The sequence below is a fragment of the Paenarthrobacter sp. NPDC090522 genome, assembly GCF_044769225.1.
In the GTDB taxonomy this organism is placed as follows: domain Bacteria; phylum Actinomycetota; class Actinomycetes; order Actinomycetales; family Micrococcaceae; genus Arthrobacter.
This window is the reverse complement of sequence record NZ_JBIVXL010000001.1, coordinates 196,778-221,167: the sequence shown is the minus strand read 5'-3', so window position 1 is coordinate 221,167 and position 24,390 is coordinate 196,778. Positions and strand designations below refer to the sequence as shown.

Here is a 24,390-nt window from a genome sequence, read left to right as displayed (position 1 = left end):
GTTCCGTCCTGCTAGGCCGCCGGTCCGGGCTGCCATTCGTCCTTTGCTGGCCCCTGTTGGTCAGTGCCGGCCGGAGTGGAAGTCGACCGATCGGCTGAGGCGGACTGCCGCCGGCTGGCGATGAGGAACGGGACGGCAATGATCTCGATGACTCCAGCCATGGCCAGTGAGGCCGGGTAGCCATAGAGGTCGGCGCCGCGTCCCAGCAGGGGCTGCACCACGACGCCGCCACTGGATCCCATCAGGGAATCAAAGCTCAGGACCGTGGCACGCTGTTTGGACGGGATGAGGTCGTTGACATAGGCCTGGCGCACGGGGGTGGCAGCGGACCCCACTACAGCCCACAGGGCGAGCAGCACCAGCGCAATCCAGAACACGCGGGTGAATCCGAGGACCAGCAGGATCACGGCGCCCACCACGCTGCCGAGGATCAGGACCGAGGTCCGCTTATGGAAGAGCCTGCGGGCGAGCGGTGCGAGCCACCCTCCCAGCACTTGCGAACCCGCCACGATCGCGGCGGCGAGCCCCGCAATCGAATACGCGTGCGGATCGCCGAACAAGTCCAGCAGATATGGCTGCAGTGCGTAGAAGACATAGATTCCGACGCCGGCGCTGAAGGGCGCGGCGAGCATCACGTAGCGGACGGGCGGGTTTTTCAGGCCGTTGTCGATCGAAGCGGCCAGGACTGCCCGGGTGGCCTCCAAGGGGTGCGTCGACCGCTCAGGCGAGAAGCCGACGTCGTGCATCAACCAGAAAGCCACGGCGAACATCGCCACCAAAACCAGGACGCGCAACAGGAACGGCACGCCAAGGTTGGTGGCCTGGGCAATGACGCCACCTGCCACGGACCCAAGCAGCATGGCTACGCCCTGGACCATCTGGCCCCGGCCGAGCACGGTCTCGAGCCCGCCTTCATAGCCCGAGAAGCGGAGGGCATCCACCAGCCAGGCCTCCACCGCGCCGGAGAAGAACGTGAAGCCGAGTCCCAAGAGCACTGAAACGACGGCCCACATCCAGAACGGCGCCGAAATTTGCCACATCACGTAGTACAAGTACGTGGACGCCGCCAAGGTGATGGTGCCCAGGAGGAAGGAGACCCTGCGTCCCCAGCCATCGGCAACCACTCCCGTGGGGACTTCGAACAGGACCATGCCGGCGGTGAAGAAAGCATTTGCGGCGAAGGCTTCGAGGTTGCTGAGGCCGGCGTCAAGCAGGAAAAGGGTGTTGATGCCCCAAATGAACGACGCGGCGATGGTGTTTCCCAGCGTCAGCGTCAGATAGACACGCTGGATTTTCCGGGCGGCATCGTTCATGGTGTCGCCGCTTCCTTCAGCACGAGGGTGGGCCACGTGCCCATTCTCGTCCCGATGTGCGTGCTCCGCCAGAGCTTGTCACTGGCACAAGTGATCCAGCGTTTCCTGCGCCGCGGAGACCATTTGCGAGGCGTAAAGTCCTATGCGCCGGTCCGCCACGGGGTCATCAACGGGCAGCGGCGGCAGGGCCAGCCCCATGGTGACCTGGCTGCCGCCGTCGTCGCTGCTGATCGACGCAGAAAGGTAGCCGAACACGCGGCCGGTGCTGCCGTACCTGTGTTCGCCGGAGCAACCAATGCTGAAGCGTTGGAGCCCCAGGCCGTAGTTGCCGTTGCCCGTTTCCTTCATTTCCCGGACCAGCCCGGGGGAAGCGATGCGGCCCGACAACAGGCTGCGGTAGAAGTTGTTGATGTCCGCGGTGGTGGACACTACGCCACCGGCGGGGGAGCCCACCAAATAGTCGGCCTGTGTGACATCAACCTGCCGGTTGCCGTCCATGACATAGCCGTGAAGGTTGTCCCGGGCTCCCCGGTCAGGCCCGGAAAGGGTGGTTTTTTCCATGCCCATCGGACGGAACAGATCGTTCTGGAGGATCTCGTCCAGGGGACGCGAGCGGGCGTCCTCGATCAACAACCCGAGGGCAAGGTAGTTGGACTCCGAATAGTTGAAGAATCCGGTGTTGAAGGATTCCCATGGCAGTCTGGCAGCCAACCGCAGGCCATCCTGCGAGCTGATGTGTGCTTGGAGGGTCCCGCCCGCCCTGGACCCGCGGAATGACTCGTCCGAGAAGTCGGGCAAACCTGACGTATGGTTCAGCAATTGCCGCAGTGTCACAACGCCTGGTGGTTTCAGTTCCGGTGCCACGCGGGCGAGGGCATCATTGATCGGCCCATCGAGGCTCAGCCGGTGTTCATCCACCAATTTGAGGACTTCGGCGGCCACCATGGACTGGGTCAGGCCGCCGGCCGGGAACCTGTCCAATGGCCGTGCGGGATCGTTGGTGGACAGGTTCCGGACACCGTATGCCTTGGACCATTCACCCCCGGGCCACCGGACCTGGACAACAACGGACGTGACGCCGTCCTCCAGGAAATGCAGGACCGTCCGCTCAAGCGAGTCTGTGGTACCGGGCGCCGGGGCAGGCAGGGGCGACGGCTCCGGTGGGCCGGCCGTGCATCCGCCCAGGAACCACAAACTGAGGCAAAGGGCCAGCAGGAACCGCCCGCGCCTGGTGGCCATAAGCCCGTTCTACGCCGGGCGCACAGCAAAATCCAGCGCCTTACATGCGGGGTGCTGGACTCGGAGACATTTCCGCGGCCTGCCTCAGTGCTTCGATCATGCTGCCGACCTCAACGACGCCCTTTCCGGCAATATCGAAGGCCGTGCCGTGGTCCACTGAGGTGCGGATAACGGGCAGTCCAACCGTGATGTTGACGCCGGCCTCGATGCCCAGCACCTTGACCGGGCCGTGGCCCTGGTCGTGGTACATGGCCACGATGAGGTCGTAGTCGCCGCGTCCGGCCAGGAAGAATGCGGTGTCGGCGGGAAGGGGGCCACGGGCGTCGATACCGTCTGCCTGGACCTTCTCGATGGCAGGAGTAATTTTCTCCGCTTCTTCGCCGTAACCGAACAGTCCGTTCTCGCCGGCGTGGGGGTTGATGGCGCACACGCCGATCTTCGGATCAGCAATACCTGCCCGCTGCATGGCGCCGTGGCCGCGGCGGATGGTCCGTTCCACCAGGCCGGGTTCGATCTTGTTGATGGCGTCAATGAGCCCGATGTGGGTGGTGACGTGGATGACTTTGACCTTGGGGGTGGAGAGCATCATTGACACCTCGTCGATTCCCATGAAGTGTGCAAGAAGTTCCGTATGTCCCGGGTACACATGGCCGGCCATGTGCAATGCGGCCTTATTGAGGGGAGCGGTGCAGATACCCTGCACCTGCCCGTCCATCCCCAGTTCGCATGCGATCCGGATGTATTGGTAGGCGGCGTTGCCCGCTTCGGCTGATTCCTTGCCCCACTCGAGATCGGGAGAGAGGAGCTTGGGGTCAATGACATTGATGCGGCCCGGTTCGAAGACGGCGTCCGGAACGGACGTGATTTCCACAATGTCCGCAGCTGCACCCAGGGCTTGTGCCCCGAGGCGGAGCCGGTACGCGTCGCCGATGACAACCGGCCGGCAGTCGTCGTAGGCATTTTCGGCCAGCAGGGCCCCGACGGTGACTTCGGGGCCTACGCCTGCGCCGTCACCCATGGTGACGGCGATAAACGGCCGGTTGTCGTGGTGGGCAGAGGTTGAAGTCATGGTTGCTCCGTCGTTCGAGGGGGAATGGTTGTCTGCGGGCGGCTGGGGAGACGAGCCGCTCCTAAGGTTCCGGATACTGAGGTACAGCTGCGACAGGACATCCTTGGTGCCGAAGCTGCCGGGTTTGGTGGCGACCAGCCGGCCATCGTCGGCCACACTGATGACGGCGCCGTGCTGCACTGAAGCGAGGGGCTGGAGCGAAGCGATATCCAGGGCATCAAGCACCTCCCGCGCCGTCTCGCCCCCGGTCAGGATGAGGTCGGGTGCAGGATCGTCATGGGCGGCCTACCCCCTCCTGGATCCCCGTGTTCGTCTTGGAAAGGCGGCAGCAGCATGAGCACCAGTCCTACCGCAACCACCCCGGCCGAAGTCCCGGCCGGACAGCCGGAGCGCAGGCCTTCCCCCAGCGCGGTCACCAAGGCGATCATCGCCAAGGCCGGTGCCACGCGCCGCAGGAACGCCGCCAAATGGAAGATCCGCATCGGTGCCGTGTGCACCTTGATCGTCATCATCCCCATCCTGCTGGCACAGGTACTTCCCCTCCCGGACGCCAACCACCAGGACTTGTCCGCCCGGCGCCTGGCGCCCTTGGTGGATGGCCACCTGTTCGGCACCGACCAACTCGGCCGCGACCTGCTGTCCCGCGTCCTCCACGGTGGCCAGGTCTCGCTGACCATCGGAGTCCTCGCCGTGGTGGTGTCCGGTGCCATCGGCATCATCCTTGGCGCCGCCGCGGGTTACTTTGGCGGCTGGGTGGACACTGTGGTTTCGCGCATCCTGGAAGCACAGATGTCGTTGCCCCTGCTCATGATGCTGCTGCTGGTGGTGGCGCTCTTCGGCCCCTCCATCCCGGTGATCACGTTCGTGATCGCCATCGCCCAATGGCCTGAAGTCGCCAGGCTCACCCGGTCCATGGTGTTGGTGGAACGGGAGAAACCCTACGTTTCCGCAGCCCGCATCCTGGGCCTGCACCGCATCCAGATCCTGATCCAGCACATCATTCCCAACGTCATCAAGCAGGCCACGCTGGTTGTCCTGCTGCTCCTGGCCCAGGCGGTATTGCTGGAAAGCGCCCTCAGCTTCCTCGGCGCCGGTCCGCAGCGTCCCTTCGCCACCTGGGGTCGCATCATTTCCGATGGACAGGACTACATCACAACCTCCTGGTGGATGGTCACACTGCCCGGCCTGGTGATCGTATTGATGGTGGTAGGCGTCAACCTCCTCGGTGACGGCCTCCGCGACCGTCCGCGCCGCAAGAAGAAGGGTGCCTGAGATGAACACGCAAACCCGCACCGAACCCGCCCTGCTGGATGTCCGGAACTTCCAGGTTGAATTGATCACCGAAGCCGGGATCATCCGCGCCGTGGACGATGTCAGCTTCAGCATCCACAGGGGCGAGACCGTCACCATCATTGGCGAGTCCGGTTCCGGCAAATCAACGACGGCGATGGGCATCCTCCAGTTGCTGCCCCCTGACCTCGCCGTACTCTCCGGAACGGTAAAGATCGAAGACGTGGACGTGGTGGCCAACCCGAAAGCCATCAACAAGGTCCGGGGAAAGACGCTTGCCCTCATTCCACAAGACCCCATGACTGCCTTGAGTCCGGTCCACTCGATTGGCAGCCAACTCTTCGAAGCCATCCGCATCGCCGGTGCCGCATCGGCCAAGGACAAGGATGCTGTCCGGGCCCGTGCCATCCGCTTGCTGCAGCAGGTCCACATCCCGTTGCCCGAACAGCAACTGAAAAAGTACCCGCACCAACTCTCCGGTGGCATGCTGCAGCGCGTGCTGATCGCCATCGCCCTGGCCAGCGAACCGCAACTCCTGGTTGCCGACGAACCAACCTCAGCCCTGGACGTGACGGTCCAGGCAGGCATCCTGGACCTGCTCCTGGAACTGCAGGAGCAGCGGGGCATCGGCATCCTCATGATCACCCACGACCTTGGAGTGGCCCGCCTCATCTCCGACCGGATCCACGTCATGAAGAACGGGACCTTTGTGGAGTCCGGGGAAGTCCAGCAAATCGTTGACAGCCCGGCCACGGAGTACACCCGCAGCCTGCTGGCCGCTGTTCCGGTACTCGGCGCGTGGGACGAAACCCCGGATGAAACCCCGGATGAAACCCAACCCCGGACGGCCCGCACGGAGGCACCCACGCCAGGTGCCGCCGTCGAGCCTCCACCCACCACGCTCACCCGGACAGGAGTCCGCCATGACTGAACCGTTCCTCACCGTAGAAAACCTCGTGGTGGACTACCACGTGCCCGGCGGAACGTTCCGGGCCGTGGACGATGTTTCGTTCTCCGTGGACAAGGGCAAGACCATCGCCGTGGTGGGGGAGTCCGGTTGCGGCAAATCCACCATCGCCAAGGCGCTCATGCGGCTGGTAACCCCCACCAGCGGCAGGATCAACCTGGACGGCACAGACCTCGCCTCCCTGAGCGAGTCGAAACTGCGCCCCCTCCGCTCGAAGTTCCAAATGGTCTTCCAGGATCCCTACGGCTCCCTGGACCCGCACCTGACCGCCCAGGAGATCGTGGCGGAACCGCTGAAACTCCAGGGCATCAGGTCCAAAGCCGAACGCCACAAGGCAGCAGCCACACTCATCGACCAAGTGGGCCTGCCCGCCGCATCGCTGCAGAAACACCCGGCAGAATTCTCCGGCGGCCAGCGGCAGCGCATCGGAATCGCCCGAGCCCTGGCCTCCAAGCCGGAACTCCTGGTCTGCGACGAAGCCACCAGCGCGCTCGATGTCTCCGTACAGGCCCAAGTGCTCAGGCTGCTGAAATCCATCCAGGAAGAAACCGGCATCACCTACGTCTTCATCTCCCACAACCTGGGCGTGGTGCAGGAGATCAGCGATACCGTCATGGTGATGCGGCGTGGCCAACTGGTGGAAGCCGGCCCCACCGCATCAGTGCTGACCAGTCCTGCGGAAGACTACACACGGCGGTTGCGCCGCGCCGCCCTGGACCCGTCCGGCATGCACGGACTCAAGCCCCGCCACATCGTGTCCTCCCTGGCCCTCAAAGCCAGCGCCTGAAACCAACCATCCAAACCCGAGGAACCACAGCACATGAGCAACCAGCACACAGGGACAAGCATCGAAGGCTTGGGCCTGCCGATTTCCAAGCTTGTCCTGGGAACCATGACCTTCGGCGACACAGCGGACGAAGCCACCGCAGGGCGCATGGTGGATGAAGCGCTCGCCGCCGGGATCACCACCATCGACACCGCGAACGCCTACGTGGGAGGCGCCACCGAGGAGATGCTCTCCCGGCTCCTCAAGGACCGCAGGGAACAAGTGCTCCTCGCGTCCAAGGCCGGCATGCCGCACGCAGACCACGGTGACGCTTCTCCCTTGTCCGCCAAAGGCCTGCGCACCAGCGTCGAAGGCAGCCTGCGCCGGCTCGGCGTGGACAGCATCGACCTGTTCTACCTCCACCAGCCGGACCGCGCGGCGACGCTCCAGGAAACCTTGGGGACCGTGGCCGAACTGGTTGCCGAGGGCAAGATCGGTGCCCTGGGCGTCTCAAACTTCGCGGCCTGGCAGATCGTGGACGTGATCCATGTTGCCCGGGAAGTCGGCGCCCCGCGGCCCGTCGTTGCCCAACAGCTGTACAACCTGGTGGCCCGCCGCCTGGAAGAGGAGTACCTCGAATTCGCGGCCACGCATGACGTGCACACCATGGTGTACAACCCCCTGGGCGGCGGCCTGCTGACCGGTCGGCACAGCTTCGACTCGAAACCTTCAGAGGGCCGCTTCGGTGACTCCAAGCTCGCGGCCATGTACACCCAGCGCTACTGGGACAAGCAACTGTTCGACGCCGTGGCAGCGCTCGCAGGGATTGCCTCCGACGCCGGCATTGGACTTCCGGAGCTTTCCCTGCGGTGGCTTGCCTACCGGGACGGCGTCGGTTCAATGTTGCTGGGCGGTTCCAAAGTGGAGCAGCTGGTATCCAACATCGCCGCAGTGGCCAAGGGGCCGCTCGACGCCGACACGGTGGCCGCATGCGACACGGTGGGGGCCGGGCTCCGCGGACCCATGCCGGCCTACAACCGCTGACACACACTCCTGACCACGCAACCCACGACGAACCAAAGGTAGAGAACATGACTTCGGAACTGGCCCTCGAATTCGCCCGGAAGATCCGGTCCCGCGAACAGGCCGTTGGATACTGGGCAGTCCTGGACGCCCCGGTGGCCACGGAACGCATCGGCCGGCTCGGCTACGACTACGTTGCGCTGGACGCCCAGCATGGCCTGCTCGGATACTCGGGCGTCCTGAACGGGCTCATGGCCATCGACGCCGGGCACACCGCCGTCGGAATGGTCCGGGTGGAAGACAACAACCTGACGGCGATCGGCAAAGCCCTGGACGCCGGAGCCGTCGGCGTCATTGTTCCGCTGGTCAACACCGGGGCCGATGCTGCCGCGGCCGTGGCTGCAGCCAAATATCCGCCGATGGGCGGCCGTTCCTACGGCCCCATGCGCTCGGCCTTGCGTATTGGTCCGGTCCCTGCCGATGCCAACGCCGCCACGCTTGTCTTCGCGATGATCGAAACCCCGGACGGGCTGGCGAACGTCAAGGAAATCTGCGCCACCCCCGGCCTCGACGGCATCTACGTTGGCCCATCGGACCTGGCCATCGCCGTGGGTGGCGCCTTCCCGGGCGACCCCGCCGTGGAAGCGGAATTCAACGCGGCCCTGGAGACCATTGCGGACGCTGCAGCTTCCGCAGGCATCGCGGCGGGCATCCACACGCCTGCCGGAACCGTGGCGGCGGAGCGCCTCAAGCAGGGATACACCTTCACCACGGTGGCCTCCGATTTGACGCACCTGGAACAGATCGCCAAGTCCCACCTCGACGCCGCAAAAGCCAAGGACTGAACCGTGCAGACCACCACCGATTACAGCACCATCACCCCGGACGGACTCGTGAAGGAGGCCATGGATGCGGAGTTTGCCTACCTGCCCGCGCCCACGGTCCAGAGCCACGCCGCCAACCTGCTGACACTGCCAGACGGACGCCTCGCCTGCGTCTGGTTCGGAGGTACCCAGGAAGGTGTCCCGGACATTTCCATCTGGTTCGCCACCCTGGACCCCGGCGGCCGGCAGTGGTCAGCGCCGGAGCAGCTCTCGAACGACTCCAGCCGTTCGGAGCAGAACCCCATCCTCTTCAACGCTCCCAACGGTGAGCTGTGGCTCCTGTACACCGCCCAAAAGGCGGGCAACCAGGACACAGCCGAGGTCCGGCGTCGTACGTCAACGGACAGTGGCCGCACCTGGGGCGCAGTGGAAACCCTCTTTGCCGCCAATCAAACGGGCGGTGTCTTCGTCCGGCAACTGCCGGTGGCCTTGCCGTCCGGGCGCCTCATCATCCCGATTTTCCGCTGCATCACCACACCCGGCGAGAAATGGGTGGGCAACAGCGACGACAGCGCCGTGATGATCTCCGACGACGCCGGAACCACGTGGTCCGAACAGGTGCTGCCCGGAAGCCTCGGCTGCGTGCACATGAACATCCAGGTTCTCCAGGACGGCAGCCTGCTGGCGCTCTTCAGGAGCCGCTGGGCCGACGCCATCCATGAGTCCCGTTCCACCGACGATGGCAGCACGTGGAGCGAGCCCGTCCCCACGGAGCTGCCCAACAACAACTCCTCCATCCAGTTCACGGCCTTGGCGGATGGTCGCCTGGCGCTGGTCTACAACCACAGCCGCGCCGAAGAGGGCACCGAACGCCGGCTCTCCCTCTACGACGAAATCGACGACGACGGACTGGCCGAGGAACAGGGACAGCTGGCTCCCGTGGAACCCACCACGGAGGCAGGCGACGAGCGGAAGGCCTTCTGGGGAACTCCGCGATCGCCCATGACCCTCGCGATCTCCGAGGACGGCGGACGCAGCTGGCCAATCCGGCGGAACCTGGACGTCGGAGACGGCTATTGCTTGTCCAACAACTCCCGCGACGGCCTGAACCGGGAGTACTCCTATCCTTCCATCCACCAGGGACCGGATGGCGCGGTTAACATCGCGTACACGTATTTCCGCCAGGCCATCAAGTTTGTCCGGGTTGGCCCGGAGTGGGCCTACCAGGGCACGTCCACCCCGGGTGGACAGGAATGACGCAACAACACGCGTTGGTCACCGGGACGAGCTCCGGCATCGGCAAGGCGATCGCAGCCAAGCTGCTGGCGGATGGCTGGCGGGTGACGGGGCTGAGCCGTGGCGAGTCAGCGCTCGGGGAAGGTTTCAGCTGGGTGCAGACCGACCTGGCGCAGCCTGAATCGCTCGTTGCGGCCGTCAGCCCGCATGGACCCTTCGATGCCCTGGTCCATGCCGCCGGGTTCCAGCGGACCGCGCGCCTCGGCGAGCTGGACGCCGCGGCCCTGGCCGGCATGTTCACGGTCCACGTCGCTGCTGCCGAGGTCCTCGCCAACGCGGTGGTGCCGGAGATGCCCGACGGCGGCCGGGTCCTGTTGGTGGGCAGCCGGACCTCCACCGGCGCACCGGGCAAGAGCCAGTACGCCGCGACGAAGGCCGCCCTGATGGGTTTGGGAAGATCGTGGGCGCAGGAACTGGCTCCGCGGGGGATCACCGTCAACGTGCTCTCTCCCGGACCCACCGACACCCCGATGCTGGCCGATCCCGGCAGGTCCGCCACGCCGCCCATCATGCCCGCGCTTGGTTCCTTGGTGGACCCGGAGGACGTCGCGGCACTTGCGGCGTTCCTGTTGGGGCCGCACGGCAAATCCATCACGGGGCAGAACTACGTCATCTGCGGAGGCGCATCGCTGTAGGACCGGTCCCTTCCCGGCGAACGGGACGCCGTGCCCCTACGATGTGACAAGCAGCCATGCACAGGCCAAAGGAGAGCCCACCATGACCACCGCCCGGACCAGGCGCGAGGAGATCTACCACCTCGCCGTTACCACTGGGCTTGCTTCCGTCGAGGAGCTTTCCAAGCATTTCAACGTCACGCCGTCCACCATCCGGCGCGATCTTGCGCAGCTGCACACAGAGGGCAAACTGGCCCGCACCTATGGCGGGGCGCTTCCCTTGGGCGCCCACCCCGAGCCGTCACTGCGGCAACGCACGGGCGAAGCGTATGAACAGAAACACGCCATTGCGGCGTGGGCCGCCGGCCAGGTACGGACCGGCGAGAGCGTCCTGCTCGACGGCGGATCCACGGTGGGTGCCTTGGCACACGCACTGCGCGGCTCAGAGGCGCTGACCATCACCACCCCCGGCGTGAATACCCTGCAGGAACTGCAGGACGCGCCGGGGGTGGTGGTCAACTGCCTTGGAGGCAGGTTCCGCGAAGTCAGCCAAACGTTTGTGGGTCCCCTCGCCGAGGCAGCACTGGAGCGGATGACTTTCGACAGGGTGTTCCTCGGTGCCGATGCCGTGACCGCTGACGACGGCTTGTGCGAGGCCGACCACGAGCAAACCCGGCTCAAGGAACTGATGGCGCGCCGCGGCGAAGCCGTCTACGTCCTTGCTGATTCGTCCAAGCTTGGCAAGCGTCCGTTCCATTCCTGGGTCCGGTTGCCGCTGCCGTGGACGCTCGTTACGGATGCCGGCGCCTCGGAGGAACAGCTGGCGCTGTTCCGGACCGCGGGAGTGAAGGTTGAGGTTGCAGGCTTGGCGTAAAGTGCTCTCTTCGGGCTAGTGCCAGAGCCCCAGGGCGAATTCGGCGATGACGGCAGACAGCAGGAATGACGCCGTGATGGCCACGAGGCCCACCGGGATGATCTTCCAACCGATGTTGCGCAGCAGCGGGATGTCCTTGCCGAGGGAAAGGCCGGCCAAGGTCAGCATCACAGTGGCGATGGACAGGAAGTCCACGGTCTTGACGGCCTCATTCAGCACGCCGGCACCGAAGAACCAGGGGCTGGAAATGTAGGCACCGATGGTGGTGATGAACACGATCGCCGAGATCTTGCGCGTGATCTTCGCGAGCAGGAGGCTCACCAGGACCAGAGCCAGCATGATGCCGTAACCGGCGAGGATGGACAGGCTCAGGCCCTTGGCCGCAACAGCCGCGGTTCCGACACCCAGGACGGTCAGGACAGAGAGTGAAAGCCACAGTGGCAACTGCATGTGTGCCGAGGATTTCGCGACTTCCTCACGGAAGCGACGGTTCTCTTCCGCCTGGGCCTCATCGTGGTCGCTGACGACGGCGCGTCCCGCCTTGGGTGCGTCCGCCACGCCTGCTGCCACTTTGTGCCCGTCCTTGTTCCGGGTCAGGAACTTGTAGAACTTGTCTGCCAGCGGAAGCGCAATGAAGATTCCCACATACACGCCGAGGACCGTAGTGATGAGGTTCGAGACGGCGGCCATGCCCAGGATGGCATCCTGGTCCCCGGGGTAGGCGGCCACGATGCTGGCCGCCGAAGCCGCCATCATGGACCCGGAGCCAACGCCGGCACCCATGGCAAGGGCCAGCGGATCGAAGATCTTCCAGTTGGAGACCAGCGAGGTCAGCAGCGTGATGAACACGGCGCCGAACAGAGTGCCGAAGACGTACATCGCCAGAACCCCGCGGTACTGGTCCGAGTCGGGACCGTACTTTTCGGAGACCATGGCGAAGGAAGGCTCGCGGTCCAGGGAAAAGGTCGCACCTACCGTGGCCTTGCCCATGCGGAGCAGCACGGCAAGGGGGAGTGCCAGGACGATGGTCCCCAGGAGGTGTCCGACTTCCTGCAGCAACAGTGCCGGTCCCGCCTTGATCAGGCTGGGCAGGCTGGGGCCGATATTGAAGGCCAGGCGTGCCACCAGCAGAAGGACGGCCACACCCACCAGGGCAGAGGCGACGCGCTGGAGGTCAAGGCCAAGGGGCTTGAATTTCTGGATGGAGACGAGGAGGCCCAAAATCAGGCCCCACACCATGGGGAAGATGATGATTGCGCCAATACCGAGATCGATCTTGGCCTGGCCGATGAATTGAACAGCAAGGGCGATGACAAACGCCAGCGCGGCAATGGGGAGGGTCAGCCGCATACCGGCTTTGTCCGTCCGCGCAGTTTCGATGCGGGTGCTCATGATGTTGCTTCCTGAATCAGGGCTCCGCCGCGGTAGGCCGCGTTGGCGAAGCGTTCTCTTTGTTGGGGATGGGTTGCGGCTCCGGCCACGGTCCAGGCAAGTGCCACGGCCGCCTCGAACATGACGTCGTAGGCCTCAGGGGTGTTGGCCAAGGCAGCGAAACCGTGCGAGTGGATGGGTACGTTGGCGCCAGGAATGCTGAGCCACGGGTGGAGCGAGGGGATGACTTGGGAGATGTTGCCCATGTCGGTTGATCCGCCGCCCATTCCGGCGGACGGTGAGGTGTCCTTGCCAAAGGCGTCCATGGCTTCGGTCCAGTAGGCGGCAAGGTCGTCGTCCTGGATCAACGGTTCGTACAGTGGTTCCGCGGCGCTGATCTCCAGGGTTGTCCCGGTGGCGAGGGCTGCCCCTTCGAAGCAATGCTTGACGCGTTCCAGGAGTGCTTCATATTCCGGCAGGGTGAACGCCCTGCATTCGAAGGGAACCACCGCGTGGTCCGGGATGATGTTGGTGACATGGCCGGCCTCAGCCACGTAGCAGGCGATCCGGTGATCCCCGGGGATCTGTTGGCGAAGCAGCCCGATGGCCACTAGGCTGAGCACAGCCGCGTCCCCGGCGTTGACGCCAAGGTGCGGGGCCGCGGCGGCATGCGCTGCCTTGCCGGTGAAGACCGCCTCATACCTTCCTACGGCCTGTGCGGTGGTCCCGGCAGGGTTGTAAGTCACGCCGTCCTGTACGGGGTGCACCATGAGTGCCAGTCCCACTCCGTCAAAGGCGCCCCGCTCCAGCATCAGGGCTTTACCGCCGCCGTGTTCCTCTGCGGGTGTACCTATGGCCTTCAACGTGATTCCCAGCTCGTCCACGTGGGGGAGGAGGGCGAGTGCTGCGGCTACCGATGCCCCTGCAATGAGGTTGTGCCCGCAGGCGTGTCCTACCGACGGCAGCGCGTCGTATTCCACACACAGGGCTACCGTCAGATCGCCGCTGCCGGCAGTGGCCGTGAAGGCTGTGGAAAGACCGGCTGTACCGGTTGCCACCTCGAAGCCGGCTTCAGCCAGTACAGCAGTGATGGATGCGGCGGCCCGGACTTCTTCGAAGGAAAGTTCGGGATTGGCGTGCAAGTACTGCGACAACGACTGGACCTGGGGGCGCCAGGCGTCCACTCCGTCCCTCAGTGTCCTGCGCAGGGCCTCCATCGCCGGTTTCGTTCCGGTCGGTTCCATGTTCTTCCTTTCCTCAACCGGCCGTCTTAGTACGACAGGGACGGGAACGGGGAGCCCGCGGCCCGCGTGGGCACCCAGATCGCTTTTGTCTGCGTGTATTCGTCCAGGACGCCGGGACCGGACGAACGGCCATGGCCCGAATCGCCGAAACCACCGAAGGGAACGGCTACGTGGATGGTCTTGTACGCGTTGATCCAGAAGGTTCCCGCCTTCACTTTGCGGGCCACATGGTGCGCCCGGGAAACGTCCGAGGTCCAGACGGCCCCTGCCAGGCCGAAGTTGGTGTTGTTGGCCCTCGCGATCGCCTCCTCCTCAGTGTCGAAGGCGTCCGCGCCGACTACCGGACCGAACACCTCGGTTGTTTCGAGCCGGTTCGACGGCGTCACGCCGTCCAGCAGCGTGGGCATGACCCAGTGGCCGCCTGCCAGGGCAGAGCCAGCCAGGGAATCCGGTAGGTTTCCGCTGGTGACCCGGCGTCCGCCGTCGTTCATTCCTGCTTCGATCAACGAGGTGACGGTGGCGAACTGCTGGGGAGTGATGATCGGACCAACCTCGGTACTGGCGTCCAGGGGGTCTCCGACACGAAGGCGGGCAGCGCGGTCGGCCACCAACTCGACGAAGCGGGCGTGGACGGTGCGTTCCACCAGGAGCCGAGAACCGGCGACGCACGATTGGCCCGCGCCGGAGAAGATGGCGGAGATGGCACCGTCAGCGGCACGTTCCAGGTCCGCGTCGGCAAAGACGATGTTGGCGCTCTTGCCACCCAGTTCCAGCAACGCGGGGATACCTGCTCCGGCAGCGGCGACGGCGACGCGGCGGCCCGTGGGTACCGAGCCGATGAAGCTGACCTTGCCGACCCGCGGGTCCGTGGTCAGGGCCGGTCCCACCGTCTGTCCCAACCCGGTTGCCACGTTGAAGACGCCATCCGGGAGCCCGGCTTGATGGGCCAATTGCGCCAGGCGAACGGTTGAAGCCGGAGTGAATTCGCTGGGCTTGATGATCACGGAGTTACCCGCTGCGAGGGGCGCTGCGGAGTTCCATCCGGCCGTGAAGAGCGGAGCGTTCCACGGAGTGATGGCTACCACGACGCCCCACGGCACGCGTTCGGTGTAGGTGTGCCAGTTGCCGGGAACCGGGATGGTCTGGCCGGTGAGTTTGTCCGCCCAACCCGCGTAGTAGCCGAACATTTCTGCGACTTTGGCGGATTCTGCGCGGGCGTCGCGGATGGGCTTGCCGGTGGTGGCCGACTCGAGGATGGCGAGCTCTTCGGCGTGCTGTTCGACGACACGGCCCACGTTGCGGAGGATGGCTGCCCGTTCGAATCCGTTCAGCTTTCCCCAGGCTGCGGCGCCACGGACGGAACTGGCCAGCAATGCGTCGGCACCTTCCTTTCCGGGGTCGGCGTAGCTGGCGAAGGGCTCGCCGGTTGCGGCGGACGTCAGGGTGATGTCTGCGCCTGAGCCGGTCACGACGGCGCCGTCGACGAAGGCACCGAGGCCGGAGGGGAAGGCGGCGTCGAGGACTGCCCGGGCCGTGGCCGTGGAAGATGCGGAGGGGACTGTGGTGATGCTCAAAATCGTTCCTTTTGGTGCGTGGGGGATGTTCGGGGGCTGGCTAGGCGGCGTCACCGGCTGCGGGGGCTCCTGCAGGAGTGACTGCCGGGGCTACGGTCCGGGCGATTTCGGTGAAGTCCGCTGCCGGACCGAGGAGCGCCAAGGCCTCCTGCCATTGGCCCGCGGCCGCGGCGAGGAGTTCCGGCTGTTCGCCGATTTCGCGGGCCACGTCAATGGCCAGGGCCGCGTCGCGGGCCATCAGGCCAAGGGAGAAACCGGAGTCATGGGTGCCGCTCAGGACCCAGTTGGGGTACATGTTTGCCGAGACCTTGCTGCCGCCCGAAGCGTTGCTGATGCTCTCAGCTGCCACTGCGGGGTCGATGCCGTACGCCTTGGCCACTCCCAAGGCCTCACCCACGGAGACCAGGTTGGCCGCGGCGAGGACATTGTTGAGGAGCTTGACCACGTTGCCGCTGCCGGGTCCGCCGATGTGGGCAAAGTTCCCTCCGGTCAGCGCCTGGAGGACCGGTTCGGCACTGGCGAGGGCAGCTTCCGTTCCACCTACAAAGGCGCTCAAGGTCCCTGTGGCTGCGCCGGCCCGACCGCCGGACACGGGGGCGTCCACGAAAGCGGCATCCTTGGATGCGGCCAGTTCTGCCATTGCCTTGCTGGTGCCGGGTTCGGAGGTGGTGGTGTCCACGATGGCCACCACGCCGGGCGTCGCCAGCAGCGTCGGCACGGTGGCCTCCACGATCGCAGCCGAGGGGAGGGACAGGACCGCATACGGGGTCCCGGCCAGGTCTTCCAGGCTGGCCGTAGTGGTGATTCCACCCTCGGCGGCGGTGGCGCGGGCACCTTCGGAGGGGTCGAATCCGATGACGTCCCACCCTGCGGTGTGCAGGGTCGAGGCCATGGCTCCGCCCATTGAGCCGAGGCCGATCACGGCGACGCGGCGGTTGGTGTTCATGAAGTACTCCTTGGGTCTTGAGGGTGTAGCGAGGGGGAGGCAGTTCCTAGTCGAGGTAGACGTCCAGGTCTTTCCACAACTGCTGGGTTCGGCGGATGGCGGCACGGCTTCGTTCGGGGTGTGCCGCTTCCATGCCGGCGAGGAGCCCGTAGACCATGGAGTTGGCCGCGGTGACGGACTGGAAAAAGGAGATGCCTTCCGAAGCGACGATCAGGAGGTGGTCGGCTGCTGCGGCGAGGCGGCCGCGGCGCATGTCGCTGATGCCGACGACGGTGGCTCCCGCCTCCTTGGCGGCCTCTGCCGTGAGGATGATCTGTTTGACCGAACGCCACATGTTGATGACCACCAGGACGTCGCCGGGTCCAAGGTTGTTGGCTGCCGAGGCGAAGTGCACGCCGGCCCGGTTCTCCAAGGTGATGGGGTAGCCCATGGTTGAGCCAAGGTGGGCCATGACGCTGGCCGGTCCGGCGAACGAACCGAGGCCAATGACGGTGATGGATTTCGCCGTTGCCAAGGCAGCGATGGCGGCTTCGACGTCGTCCGGGGTATTGGAATCAAGGGTGAGCCGCAGGTTCTCGATGTCGTGGTTAAGGGCGTCATGCAGGGGGCTGCGGTGTTCGCCGTGTTCATTGAGGGTGTCTTCGGTGGAGATCATCACCAAGTACCTGGACCGCAATTCACGCTGCAGGTCCGGCCAGCCGCGGTAGCCAAGGCGTTGGGCCGTGCGGACCACCGTCGAGTTGTTCACGTCCGAGCGTTGGGCGATTTCGGCGATGTCCGCGTAAGAGGACAACTGCGGGTTGCGGGCGATGACTTCCACTACCCGGGCCTGTGACTTTGAAAGCGTGATGTTGGGAAGGGCGTCACCCAGCCACGCATAGTCCGTGGATTCCCAGGTGCTTACGCCCGCGTTGCCCGCCACGGTTTCGAGCTGCTCGCTCTTCACGGCCATCCTCCTGTAACGTACATCACTCTGCAATCTGCATTGCAATAAAGATACTCTGCAATTTTGATTGCCGCTAGTGGATAACGTTTCCGCGAGGTAAAACTTTCCGGCCGTTCAGGCAAGGCCCGTTAAAGCACGGTTGCCGGGAGCCTTGCATGGCTCCCGGCAACCTCGTCATGGCGTTTTGGTCAGGCGTTGCTGAGTTGCTTGGTGTTTGTGGGTGTGGTGTGGAGGCCTGCGAAGAAGGCTCCGAGTTCGGTGGTTGCGGTCAGGGGCAGGATGTTGGCGACGTACTGGTCTGGCCTGACGACCACCACGACGCCGTCGCGGCTGAGGCCACGCTGTTCGTAGATGTCGTTGGCGGGGTCGGTGCCGAAGACCTTTTCGAGGTAGGTCAGTTTGAAGGGTCCGACGGTGGGTTTGAACACGGCGGGGACGGCGTTGATGTCCACGCCGGTGTGGTCTTGCTGGTAGATGACTTTGACGTCGAACCAGGCGTCGCGGTCAAGGCTCGACGGCGTCGCGGCCAGCGGGGAGTCGGGTGCGGTGTCGAGCCACTGGGCCAGGTCCGCGACGGCTCCAGGGGTGCCGGCGGCTTCGGTGTCGGCGAAGACGTAGATCCGCCAGCGGCCGTCGGCTTTGGCGTGGTGGCCCAGGTGCATGGGGTTCGTGTCGCAGACCCGCTGCACGGGGGCGGACTTGAACCGTTTGCCGACCGGGAATCCGGTGGCGAGGTCCTGGTGGGCGGGTTCGGCGACGAGCATGGAGGGTGCGTATTGGGTCATGAACCCGGCCGGGAACTCCGCTGTGCTGGTGTAGAAGGTTTCCAGTTCGGTGGGGTCCTTGAATTCCTCGGGTTTCTTGGCCATGAGGGTGGACCATTCCTTGTCGAAATCGATCAGGTTCTTCGCCACCACCTGCCGTTCGGCCGAGTAGGTATCCAGCAACGATTCGGGGGACCGGCCCTCCAGGACGTGGCCGAGTTTCCAGCCGATGTTGAACCCGTCCTGCATGGACACGTTCATGCCCTGCCCGGCCTTCGCCGAGTGCGTGTGGCACGCGTCCCCGGTGATGAACACCCGCGGAGTGCGCGTACCGCGCTCGGCCGGCAGGACGTCGTCGAACCTGTCCGTGAGCCGGTGGCCTACTTCGTAGACGCTGTGCCAGGCCACGTTCCGCACATCCAGGGTGTAGGGGTGCAGGATGGCGTTGGCCTTGGCGATGATCTGCTCAATCGTGGTCTTGCGCACCGCACCATGATCATCGGCCGCGACCTCGCCCAGGTCCACATACATCCGGAACAAATGCCCGCCCTCACGCGGAATCAGCAGGATGCTCCCACCGGTGCCGGACTGGATGGCGCACTTGGTCCGGATGTCCGGGAAATCCGTCACCGCCAACACGTCCATCACACCCCAGGCATGGTTGGCCTGGTCCCCGGCGAGGTGGCAGCCGATCGATTCACGGACCTTGCTCCGGGCGCCATCGGCACCCACCACGTACTTGGCCCGCACCACACGTTCCTGGCCCTCGTCCGGTCCGGCGGTGTGCATCAGGGTCACCTCCACGGGGTACCCGCCCTCGCCCGTGTTGTTCAGGCCGACGAACTCGTACCCGTAATCCGGGCGAATCCGGGCGGGGGAGTTCGCCGCGAACTCCGCGAAGTAGTCCAGCACCCGGGCCTGGTTCACGATCAAGTGCGGGAATTCGCTGATCCCCGCAGGGTCATCCACCGCCCGCGCGGCCCGCACGATCTTGGAGTGATCGGCCGGGTCCGGCTTCCAGAACGCCATCTCCGTGATCCGGTACGCCTCGGCAATGATCCGCTCGGCAAACCCGAAAGCCTGGAACGTCTCCACGCTCCGGGCCTGGATCCCGTCGGCCTGGCCAATGGCCAAACGGCCGGGGCGGCGTTCAATGATCCGCGTGGTGATGTCAGGGAACTGAGCCAGCTGGGCCGCGGTCAACATCCCCGCAGGGCCGGTGCCCACGATCAGGACAGCGACCTCGTCGGGAAGCACCTCTGAGCGGGCAACGCCGACGCCGGCTGCCGGCTCGATTCTCGGGTCACCGGATACATAACCGTAATGGTGGAACTGCACGGGCTTTCCTCACTTCTTCGTGGGCACAACTGCCTGGGGTGCTAACTTTGTTCGATAATAGAATTCCTTGTTCGATTATCGCTCACACAATGGTAATCCGGCTCACAGGGACGTTCAAGTCCCCGCGGCGCGCGCGTCCGACGCCAAATCGGTGGGCGGCATGTCAGGATCAGGTATGCCTCGCCTCATGCTCCTGGACACTGCCTCGCTGTACTTCCGTGCCTTCTACGGCGTGCCGGACACGATCCGCCGCTCCGATGGGACATCCGTCAATGCCGTCAGGGGATTGATGGACATGATTGCCCGCCTCACGACCGACTACGGCGCCACGCATCTGGTCGCCTGCTGGGACAACAATTGGCGTCCGTCGTGGCGGGTCGCCCTCATCCCCAGCTACAAGGCCCACCGGGTTGCGCGGCAGGTGGAGGACGGACCGGACATCGAGGAAGTCCCGGACGCCCTGGAGGCCCAGATTCCGCTGATCCGGCACGTCCTGTCACTGGCAGGGATTGCCGTCGTCGGCGTGGACGACCATGAGGCTGATGACGTCATCGGCAGCTACGCAAGCCAGGCAACGCTTCCCGTGGACGTCGTGACAGGGGACAGGGACCTGTTCCAGTTGGTCGATGACCAGCGGGATGTCCGGGTCATCTACACCGCCCGCGGAATGCGGAACCTCGACGTGCTGACCGAGGTGGACGTGGTGGGAAAGTACCGTGTCCTGCCCCAGCAGTATGCGGACTTCGCGACGCTCCGTGGCGACTCCTCGGATGGCCTGCCGGGGGTGGCCGGCATAGGGGAGAAGACCGCAGCCTCGCTCCTGGCAACGCACGGCACGCTGGACGGCCTCCTCGAAGCGGCAGGGCGCCCCGACGGCGGGTTGTCGGCCGGGGTGAAAGCCAAGCTGTCCGCCGCCGCGGACTATTTGGCCGTGGCGCCCACCGTGGTCAAGGTGGCCCGCGACCTTGACGTTCCAGCACTCGACGAAGCCGGCGCGGCCCTTCGGCCCGTGACCGGTAAGGCGAGGGAGGAACTGGAAGGCCTGGCTTCGGACTGGAACCTCGGTGGCGCCGTCAAGCGCTTGATGGACTCCCTCGACGCAGCGGGCCGGGGCTGATTCACAGCTTTGCGGGCTGCTTTCACAGCTAATCAACAGCTTCGCGACAGGGCGGACTGGGTTCCATGCAGGATGCTGGGAAAAGGACGGCGCAACCTGCTGTCCGCATGTCACCAGCCGTACTACGGTGCAGCAACTGTTCCGGCTGCCGAATCAGGAGAGGCATATGTCAAAAACCAAGAAGATCACGCTGGGCGTAACCGCCGGAGCGCTGGCTTTGGGTGCTGGCCTGGGAGTCACGAGCGTTGCCTCGGCCACCAGCACCCCGACGCCCAGTGCCACCTCGTCCACTGACGGGTCCACGCAGGGCAACGGCCCGGGACGCCATGGCGGCCACGGTCGTGACGGTGCCCAGCTCGCATCCAAGCTCGCCACCAAGCTGGGCGTTGACGAAGCCAAGGTCACCGAGGCGTTGAAGGCGTTCCGTGATGCCAACAAGCCCACTACTCCGCCCAGCGAAGGTACCGAAGGCACGAAGCCGGACCGTACGGCGCGGGAAGCGGCCCTGGCCAAGTCCTTGGCCCAGGCCCTGGGAATCGATGAGTCCAAGGTGACGACGGCGCTTGAGGAAATCCGTTCCGAGGCGAAGGCCGACCGCTCCGCAGAGCTCAAGTCCCGCCTGGACAAGGCTGTTTCCGACGGCAAACTGACGCAGGCTGAAGCGGACGCCGTCACCAAGGCAGTCAACGCGGGAGTCATTGGGGGCGGCGGCCGGTAGTTTTCGGCCCGCGCCCGAAAACCGACAACAGATACACCACATGAGGGCAGGATCCGCCGGGCCACCGGAAGGATCCTGCCCCTCTTTTGAGAAATATTGGTTTCCGTGTCGATTCTTCCTCGATCCGTTCGACCTATCAGTGAGAAGGTCGGAAAGCGACCTTCCACAACCGAGGAGATTGAGTGCAATGGCCAAGTACATGCTGATCATGCGGGCAACCGATGAGTCGATGGAGAAACTCCAGACCGCCGACTTCAACGAAATGCTCGAGGTCATGGGCAAGTTCAACGACGAGCTCATCCGCGCCGGGGTGCTCCTGGCGGCGGAAGGACTCGACGACCCCGCGGAGGGCGTGGTGGTGGACTTCACCGGCGAGACTCCCGTGGTGACCGACGGCCCTTACGGGGAGACCAAGGAATTGTTCGCCGGCTACTACATCCTTGACGTGGCGTCCAAGCAGGAAGCGGTGGAATGGGCAAAGCGGGCGCCCATGACGGCGGGCACCAAAACCGAAATCCGCAGGGTCCCGGGGATTGACGAGTTTCCCCAGGACAACGAATGGATCCAGAAGGAACGTGCCTGGCGGGAACAGACCGGGCAACTCTGATCGCCGGGCCTGACTCTCCGGGCGATACCCGACGTGGGCAACACTGCGGCAAGGGCCGCCGTCGAAGCTGTATGGCGGAGTGAATCCGCCCGCATCGTCGGCGCCCTTGCCAGGTACACAGGCGACTTTCCGCTGGCTGAAGACCTCGCCCAGGAAGCAGTCGCCGAGGCACTGGTGTCGTGGTCCGTCAATGGCGTCCCCACCGAACCGGTTGCCTGGCTGCTGACTGCCGGCCGGCGTCGTGCGATCGATGCTTTCCGCAGGCGCGCCGCCCGTGACGAAAAATATGCGGTGCTGGCCAGCGGGCTGTCGGAAGAGGACTCTTCAGTGGATGCGCTGTTCAACCCCGAAGCGGTCCAGGACGATGTCCTGGCGCTGATGTTTATCTCCTGCCATCCCGTCCTGTCCAAGGAGTCCAGCATCGCCTTGACCCTGCGTGTGGTGGCCGGCATGGGCACGGATCAGATCGCCAAAGCGTTCCTGGTGCCTGTGCCCACCATCCAGGCCCGCATTACCCGGGCCAAGAAGACGCTTGCCGCTGCCCACATTCCGTTCGCCGTGCCGGAAGAGCACGAACTCCCCGAGCGGCTGGGTTCCGTGCTGCAGGTGGTGTACCTCATTTTCTCGGAAGGGTCCTTCGCCAGTGCCGGCGATGACTGGATGCGCAAGGATCTGGCCGGGGAAGCCCGCCGGCTGGCCCGCATTCTCGTGCGGCTTTCGCCCGAGCCTGAGGCCTTCAGCCTGCTGGCCCTGATGGAATTGACCGCAGCCAGGTTCCCGGCACGGTTGGACGCTGCCGGTCGCCCGGTCCTCCTTGAAGACCAGGACCGACGGCGGTGGGACCAGTCCGCCATTCGGCGCGGCCGGGCGGCACTTGCCACCGCGGTTGCCGCCGGACGCGGGCTGGGCGCGTATGGACTGCAGGCGTCGATTGCGGAGTGCCATGCTGCCGCTGCCAGCGTCGCCGATACCGACTGGGCCCGCATCGTGATCCTTTACGAGGCGCTTGGCAGGCTGACCCCCTCGCCGATCGTCGAACTGAACCGGGCCGTGGCCGTCGCCATGGCCCAGGGACCCGCGGCGGGCCTGGACGTCCTGGATGGGCTGGCGGACGACGACGGGCTGCAGGGCTCCCATGTGTTGCCGGCGGTTCGCGGGGAGCTGTTAACGCGTATGGGCAGGACAGCCGAGGCCCGGGAAGCGCTCCTGCTGGCGCATGGCCGTTGTTCCAACGCTGCCGAACGGTTCGTGCTCGCGCGGAAAATCGAGGAACTGGGCGCTTGATCGGGGCGGCGCATGGGTAGGACTCCCAATCCCAGTCTCAACAGACACTCCCTCCCGTCGAAAAAAGCAGCTTTGATGGAATCATCCACACATCATGATCAACAGGAGAAACATGCCTTCCGCTACCGCATACGCCGCCCCTTCGGCCACGGGCGATCTGGTCCTGACCACCATTGAGCGCCGCGAGGTGGGACCGCGTGACGTCCACATCGATATCAAGTTCGCGGGCATCTGCCACTCCGACATCCACACGGTCCGCGGCGAGTGGGGTCCACAGCAATACCCGCTGGCGCCGGGCCACGAGATCGCCGGCATCGTCACCAAGGTGGGCGCCGGGGTGACCAAGCACAAAGTGGGCGACCGGGTTGGCGTGGGCTGCATGGTCAATTCCTGCAAGGAATGCGCAAACTGTGAGACCGGGGAAGAACAGTACTGCCTGAACGGCAACGTGGGCACCTACGGTTCGGTGGACCGCGACGGCACCATCACCCAGGGTGGCTACTCCAGCGATGTGGTGGTTAACGAGGACTTCGTGGTCACCATCCCCGAGGGCCTCGAGCTCGACGCCGCAGCGCCGTTGCTCTGCGCTGGAATCACCACGTACTCGCCGCTTCGCCACTGGGGTGCTGGCCCCGGCAAAAAGGTGGCGGTGGTAGGACTGGGCGGCCTGGGCCACATGGCCGTCAAGCTGGCACACGCGATGGGAGCCGAGGTGACTGTCCTTTCGCAGTCGCTGAAGAAGATGGAAGACGGGCTCAAGCTGGGCGCAGACCAGTACTTCGCCACGAGCGATCCCACCACGTTCGAACAGCTCGCCGGCACGTTCGATCTCATCATCAACACGGTGAGCGCTTCCATCGACATCAGTGCCTACCTCCAGTTGCTCGCCCTTGATGGCACCCTGGTCAACGTGGGTGCGCCGGCCGAGCCGCTGCCCGTCAATGCGTTCGCCCTGATCGGGGGCCGCCGGTCCTTCGCGGGTTCCGCCATCGGAGGCATCCGCGAAACCCAGGAGATGCTCAACTTCTGCGCCGAACACCACCTCGGGGCCGAAATCGAGGTCATCCCCGCGGAGAAGATCAACGAAGCCTACGAGCGGGTCCTGGCATCCGACGTCCGCTACCGTTTCGTCATCGACGCCGCCACCATCGCCTAGGCGTCAAGCCCGGCCCCGGGTGGGCTGTGTGGCGGGGCAGTGCGTCCAAG

At 65.1% G+C, this 24,390-nt stretch carries 22 protein-coding genes; 13 read left to right on the top strand and 9 right to left on the bottom strand.

The window, feature by feature from the left end; genetic code table 11:
• Window positions 1-11 precede the first annotated feature (11 nt).
• The 3 genes from ACIQT2_RS00990 to pdxA all read right to left on the bottom strand — a co-directional run bounded on the left by ACIQT2_RS00990 (window position 12) and on the right by pdxA (window position 3,873).
• Window positions 12-1,313 (bottom strand): MFS transporter, encoded by a 1,302-nt coding sequence (locus ACIQT2_RS00990; RefSeq protein WP_402943120.1) that lies wholly within the window; start codon window positions 1,311-1,313, stop codon window positions 12-14.
• Between the two features lie 78 nt (window positions 1,314-1,391).
• Entirely contained in the window at window positions 1,392-2,552 is a 1,161-nt protein-coding gene (locus ACIQT2_RS00985) for a serine hydrolase domain-containing protein (protein WP_402942723.1), read from the bottom strand.
• 40 nt (window positions 2,553-2,592) lie between these two features.
• Window positions 2,593-3,873, bottom strand: a complete 1,281-nt coding sequence (gene pdxA / locus ACIQT2_RS00980) for a 4-hydroxythreonine-4-phosphate dehydrogenase PdxA (protein WP_402943117.1) — start codon at window positions 3,871-3,873, stop codon at window positions 2,593-2,595.
• Between the two features lie 81 nt (window positions 3,874-3,954).
• On the opposite strand from pdxA, the gene ACIQT2_RS00975 reads away from it, so the two are divergent.
• The 8 genes from ACIQT2_RS00975 to ACIQT2_RS00940 all read left to right on the top strand — a co-directional run bounded on the left by ACIQT2_RS00975 (window position 3,955) and on the right by ACIQT2_RS00940 (window position 11,275).
• Window positions 3,955-4,893, top strand: a complete 939-nt coding sequence (locus ACIQT2_RS00975) for an ABC transporter permease (protein ID WP_402942721.1) — start codon at window positions 3,955-3,957, stop codon at window positions 4,891-4,893.
• Between the two features lies 1 nt (window position 4,894).
• Complete coding sequence (locus ACIQT2_RS00970) at window positions 4,895-5,842, top strand: ABC transporter ATP-binding protein (protein ID WP_402942719.1); 948 nt, start codon at window positions 4,895-4,897, stop codon at window positions 5,840-5,842.
• On the top strand, window positions 5,835-6,665 hold the full coding sequence (locus ACIQT2_RS00965; RefSeq protein WP_402942716.1) for an ATP-binding cassette domain-containing protein: 831 nt from the start codon (window positions 5,835-5,837) through the stop codon (window positions 6,663-6,665). Before ACIQT2_RS00970 ends, ACIQT2_RS00965 begins: the two co-directional genes overlap by 8 nt.
• Before the next feature lie 33 nt (window positions 6,666-6,698).
• The gene (locus tag ACIQT2_RS00960; protein WP_402942713.1) at window positions 6,699-7,688 is read left to right on the top strand and encodes an aldo/keto reductase; all 990 of its coding nucleotides are present in this window, start codon (window positions 6,699-6,701) and stop codon (window positions 7,686-7,688) included.
• Between the two features lie 47 nt (window positions 7,689-7,735).
• The gene (locus ACIQT2_RS00955) at window positions 7,736-8,512 is read left to right on the top strand and encodes an HpcH/HpaI aldolase/citrate lyase family protein (RefSeq protein ID WP_402942710.1); all 777 of its coding nucleotides are present in this window, start codon (window positions 7,736-7,738) and stop codon (window positions 8,510-8,512) included.
• Between the two features lie 60 nt (window positions 8,513-8,572).
• Window positions 8,573-9,748 carry an exo-alpha-sialidase gene (locus tag ACIQT2_RS00950; protein ID WP_402943115.1) on the top strand — a complete coding sequence of 392 codons (1,176 nt, stop codon included), beginning with the start codon at window positions 8,573-8,575 and terminating at the stop codon, window positions 9,746-9,748.
• Window positions 9,745-10,422: an SDR family NAD(P)-dependent oxidoreductase gene (locus tag ACIQT2_RS00945; RefSeq protein WP_402942707.1), complete on the top strand. Its 678-nt coding sequence runs from the start codon at window positions 9,745-9,747 to the stop codon at window positions 10,420-10,422. Before ACIQT2_RS00950 ends, ACIQT2_RS00945 begins: the two co-directional genes overlap by 4 nt.
• 82 nt (window positions 10,423-10,504) lie before the next feature.
• On the top strand, window positions 10,505-11,275 hold the full coding sequence (locus ACIQT2_RS00940) for a DeoR/GlpR family DNA-binding transcription regulator (RefSeq protein ID WP_402942704.1): 771 nt from the start codon (window positions 10,505-10,507) through the stop codon (window positions 11,273-11,275).
• Between the two features lie 15 nt (window positions 11,276-11,290).
• Here ACIQT2_RS00940 and ACIQT2_RS00935 read toward each other — a convergent pair whose 3' ends face one another.
• The 6 genes from ACIQT2_RS00935 to ACIQT2_RS00910 form a co-directional block, all read right to left on the bottom strand.
• Window positions 11,291-12,667 carry a DUF3100 domain-containing protein gene (locus ACIQT2_RS00935; protein WP_402942701.1) on the bottom strand — a complete coding sequence of 459 codons (1,377 nt, stop codon included), beginning with the start codon at window positions 12,665-12,667 and terminating at the stop codon, window positions 11,291-11,293.
• A complete protein-coding gene (locus ACIQT2_RS00930) occupies window positions 12,664-13,890 on the bottom strand; it encodes an amidohydrolase (RefSeq protein WP_402942698.1) in 1,227 nt (408 codons plus the stop codon). The genes ACIQT2_RS00935 and ACIQT2_RS00930 overlap by 4 nt, the downstream gene beginning before the upstream one ends.
• Before the next feature lie 26 nt (window positions 13,891-13,916).
• Window positions 13,917-15,464, bottom strand: a complete 1,548-nt coding sequence (locus ACIQT2_RS00925; protein ID WP_402942695.1) for an aldehyde dehydrogenase family protein — start codon at window positions 15,462-15,464, stop codon at window positions 13,917-13,919.
• Between the two features lie 40 nt (window positions 15,465-15,504).
• Entirely contained in the window at window positions 15,505-16,410 is a 906-nt protein-coding gene (locus tag ACIQT2_RS00920; RefSeq protein ID WP_402942693.1) for an NAD(P)-dependent oxidoreductase, read from the bottom strand.
• Window positions 16,411-16,456: 46 nt separating this feature from the next.
• Window positions 16,457-17,332 (bottom strand): MurR/RpiR family transcriptional regulator, encoded by an 876-nt coding sequence (locus ACIQT2_RS00915; protein WP_402943113.1) that lies wholly within the window; start codon window positions 17,330-17,332, stop codon window positions 16,457-16,459.
• A 212-nt stretch (window positions 17,333-17,544) separates the two neighbouring features.
• A complete protein-coding gene (locus tag ACIQT2_RS00910) occupies window positions 17,545-19,458 on the bottom strand; it encodes an FAD-binding monooxygenase (RefSeq protein ID WP_402942690.1) in 1,914 nt (637 codons plus the stop codon).
• 160 nt (window positions 19,459-19,618) lie between these two features.
• On the opposite strand from ACIQT2_RS00910, the gene ACIQT2_RS00905 reads away from it, so the two are divergent.
• The 5 genes from ACIQT2_RS00905 to ACIQT2_RS00885 all read left to right on the top strand — a co-directional run bounded on the left by ACIQT2_RS00905 (window position 19,619) and on the right by ACIQT2_RS00885 (window position 24,340).
• Window positions 19,619-20,575: a 5'-3' exonuclease H3TH domain-containing protein gene (locus ACIQT2_RS00905; RefSeq protein ID WP_402942687.1), complete on the top strand. Its 957-nt coding sequence runs from the start codon at window positions 19,619-19,621 to the stop codon at window positions 20,573-20,575.
• 166 nt (window positions 20,576-20,741) lie between these two features.
• Window positions 20,742-21,293, top strand: a complete 552-nt coding sequence (locus tag ACIQT2_RS00900; protein WP_402942686.1) for a hypothetical protein — start codon at window positions 20,742-20,744, stop codon at window positions 21,291-21,293.
• A 187-nt stretch (window positions 21,294-21,480) separates the two neighbouring features.
• On the top strand, window positions 21,481-21,900 hold the full coding sequence (locus tag ACIQT2_RS00895; protein ID WP_400332183.1) for a YciI family protein: 420 nt from the start codon (window positions 21,481-21,483) through the stop codon (window positions 21,898-21,900).
• A 33-nt stretch (window positions 21,901-21,933) separates the two neighbouring features.
• Window positions 21,934-23,184 carry an RNA polymerase sigma factor gene (locus ACIQT2_RS00890; protein ID WP_402942685.1) on the top strand — a complete coding sequence of 417 codons (1,251 nt, stop codon included), beginning with the start codon at window positions 21,934-21,936 and terminating at the stop codon, window positions 23,182-23,184.
• A 112-nt stretch (window positions 23,185-23,296) separates the two neighbouring features.
• Window positions 23,297-24,340 (top strand): NAD(P)-dependent alcohol dehydrogenase, encoded by a 1,044-nt coding sequence (locus tag ACIQT2_RS00885; protein WP_402942683.1) that lies wholly within the window; start codon window positions 23,297-23,299, stop codon window positions 24,338-24,340.
• Window positions 24,341-24,390 lie beyond the last annotated feature (50 nt).

Coding starts and splice junctions, on each gene's coding strand:
- ACIQT2_RS00990 (WP_402943120.1), bottom strand. CDS start 1,313: ATGAACGATGCCGCCCGGAAAATCCAGCGTGTCTATCTGACGCTGACG.
- ACIQT2_RS00985 (WP_402942723.1), bottom strand. CDS start 2,552: ATGGCCACCAGGCGCGGGCGGTTCCTGCTGGCCCTTTGCCTCAGTTTG.
- ACIQT2_RS00975 (WP_402942721.1), top strand. CDS start 3,955: ATGAGCACCAGTCCTACCGCAACCACCCCGGCCGAAGTCCCGGCCGGA.
- ACIQT2_RS00970 (WP_402942719.1), top strand. CDS start 4,895: ATGAACACGCAAACCCGCACCGAACCCGCCCTGCTGGATGTCCGGAAC.
- ACIQT2_RS00965 (WP_402942716.1), top strand. CDS start 5,835: ATGACTGAACCGTTCCTCACCGTAGAAAACCTCGTGGTGGACTACCAC.
- ACIQT2_RS00960 (WP_402942713.1), top strand. CDS start 6,699: ATGAGCAACCAGCACACAGGGACAAGCATCGAAGGCTTGGGCCTGCCG.
- ACIQT2_RS00955 (WP_402942710.1), top strand. CDS start 7,736: ATGACTTCGGAACTGGCCCTCGAATTCGCCCGGAAGATCCGGTCCCGC.
- ACIQT2_RS00950 (WP_402943115.1), top strand. CDS start 8,573: ATGGATGCGGAGTTTGCCTACCTGCCCGCGCCCACGGTCCAGAGCCAC.
- ACIQT2_RS00945 (WP_402942707.1), top strand. CDS start 9,745: ATGACGCAACAACACGCGTTGGTCACCGGGACGAGCTCCGGCATCGGC.
- ACIQT2_RS00940 (WP_402942704.1), top strand. CDS start 10,505: ATGACCACCGCCCGGACCAGGCGCGAGGAGATCTACCACCTCGCCGTT.
- ACIQT2_RS00935 (WP_402942701.1), bottom strand. CDS start 12,667: ATGAGCACCCGCATCGAAACTGCGCGGACGGACAAAGCCGGTATGCGG.
- ACIQT2_RS00930 (WP_402942698.1), bottom strand. CDS start 13,890: ATGGAACCGACCGGAACGAAACCGGCGATGGAGGCCCTGCGCAGGACA.
- ACIQT2_RS00920 (WP_402942693.1), bottom strand. CDS start 16,410: ATGAACACCAACCGCCGCGTCGCCGTGATCGGCCTCGGCTCAATGGGC.
- ACIQT2_RS00905 (WP_402942687.1), top strand. CDS start 19,619: ATGTCAGGATCAGGTATGCCTCGCCTCATGCTCCTGGACACTGCCTCG.
- ACIQT2_RS00900 (WP_402942686.1), top strand. CDS start 20,742: ATGTCAAAAACCAAGAAGATCACGCTGGGCGTAACCGCCGGAGCGCTG.
- ACIQT2_RS00895 (WP_400332183.1), top strand. CDS start 21,481: ATGGCCAAGTACATGCTGATCATGCGGGCAACCGATGAGTCGATGGAG.
- ACIQT2_RS00885 (WP_402942683.1), top strand. CDS start 23,297: ATGCCTTCCGCTACCGCATACGCCGCCCCTTCGGCCACGGGCGATCTG.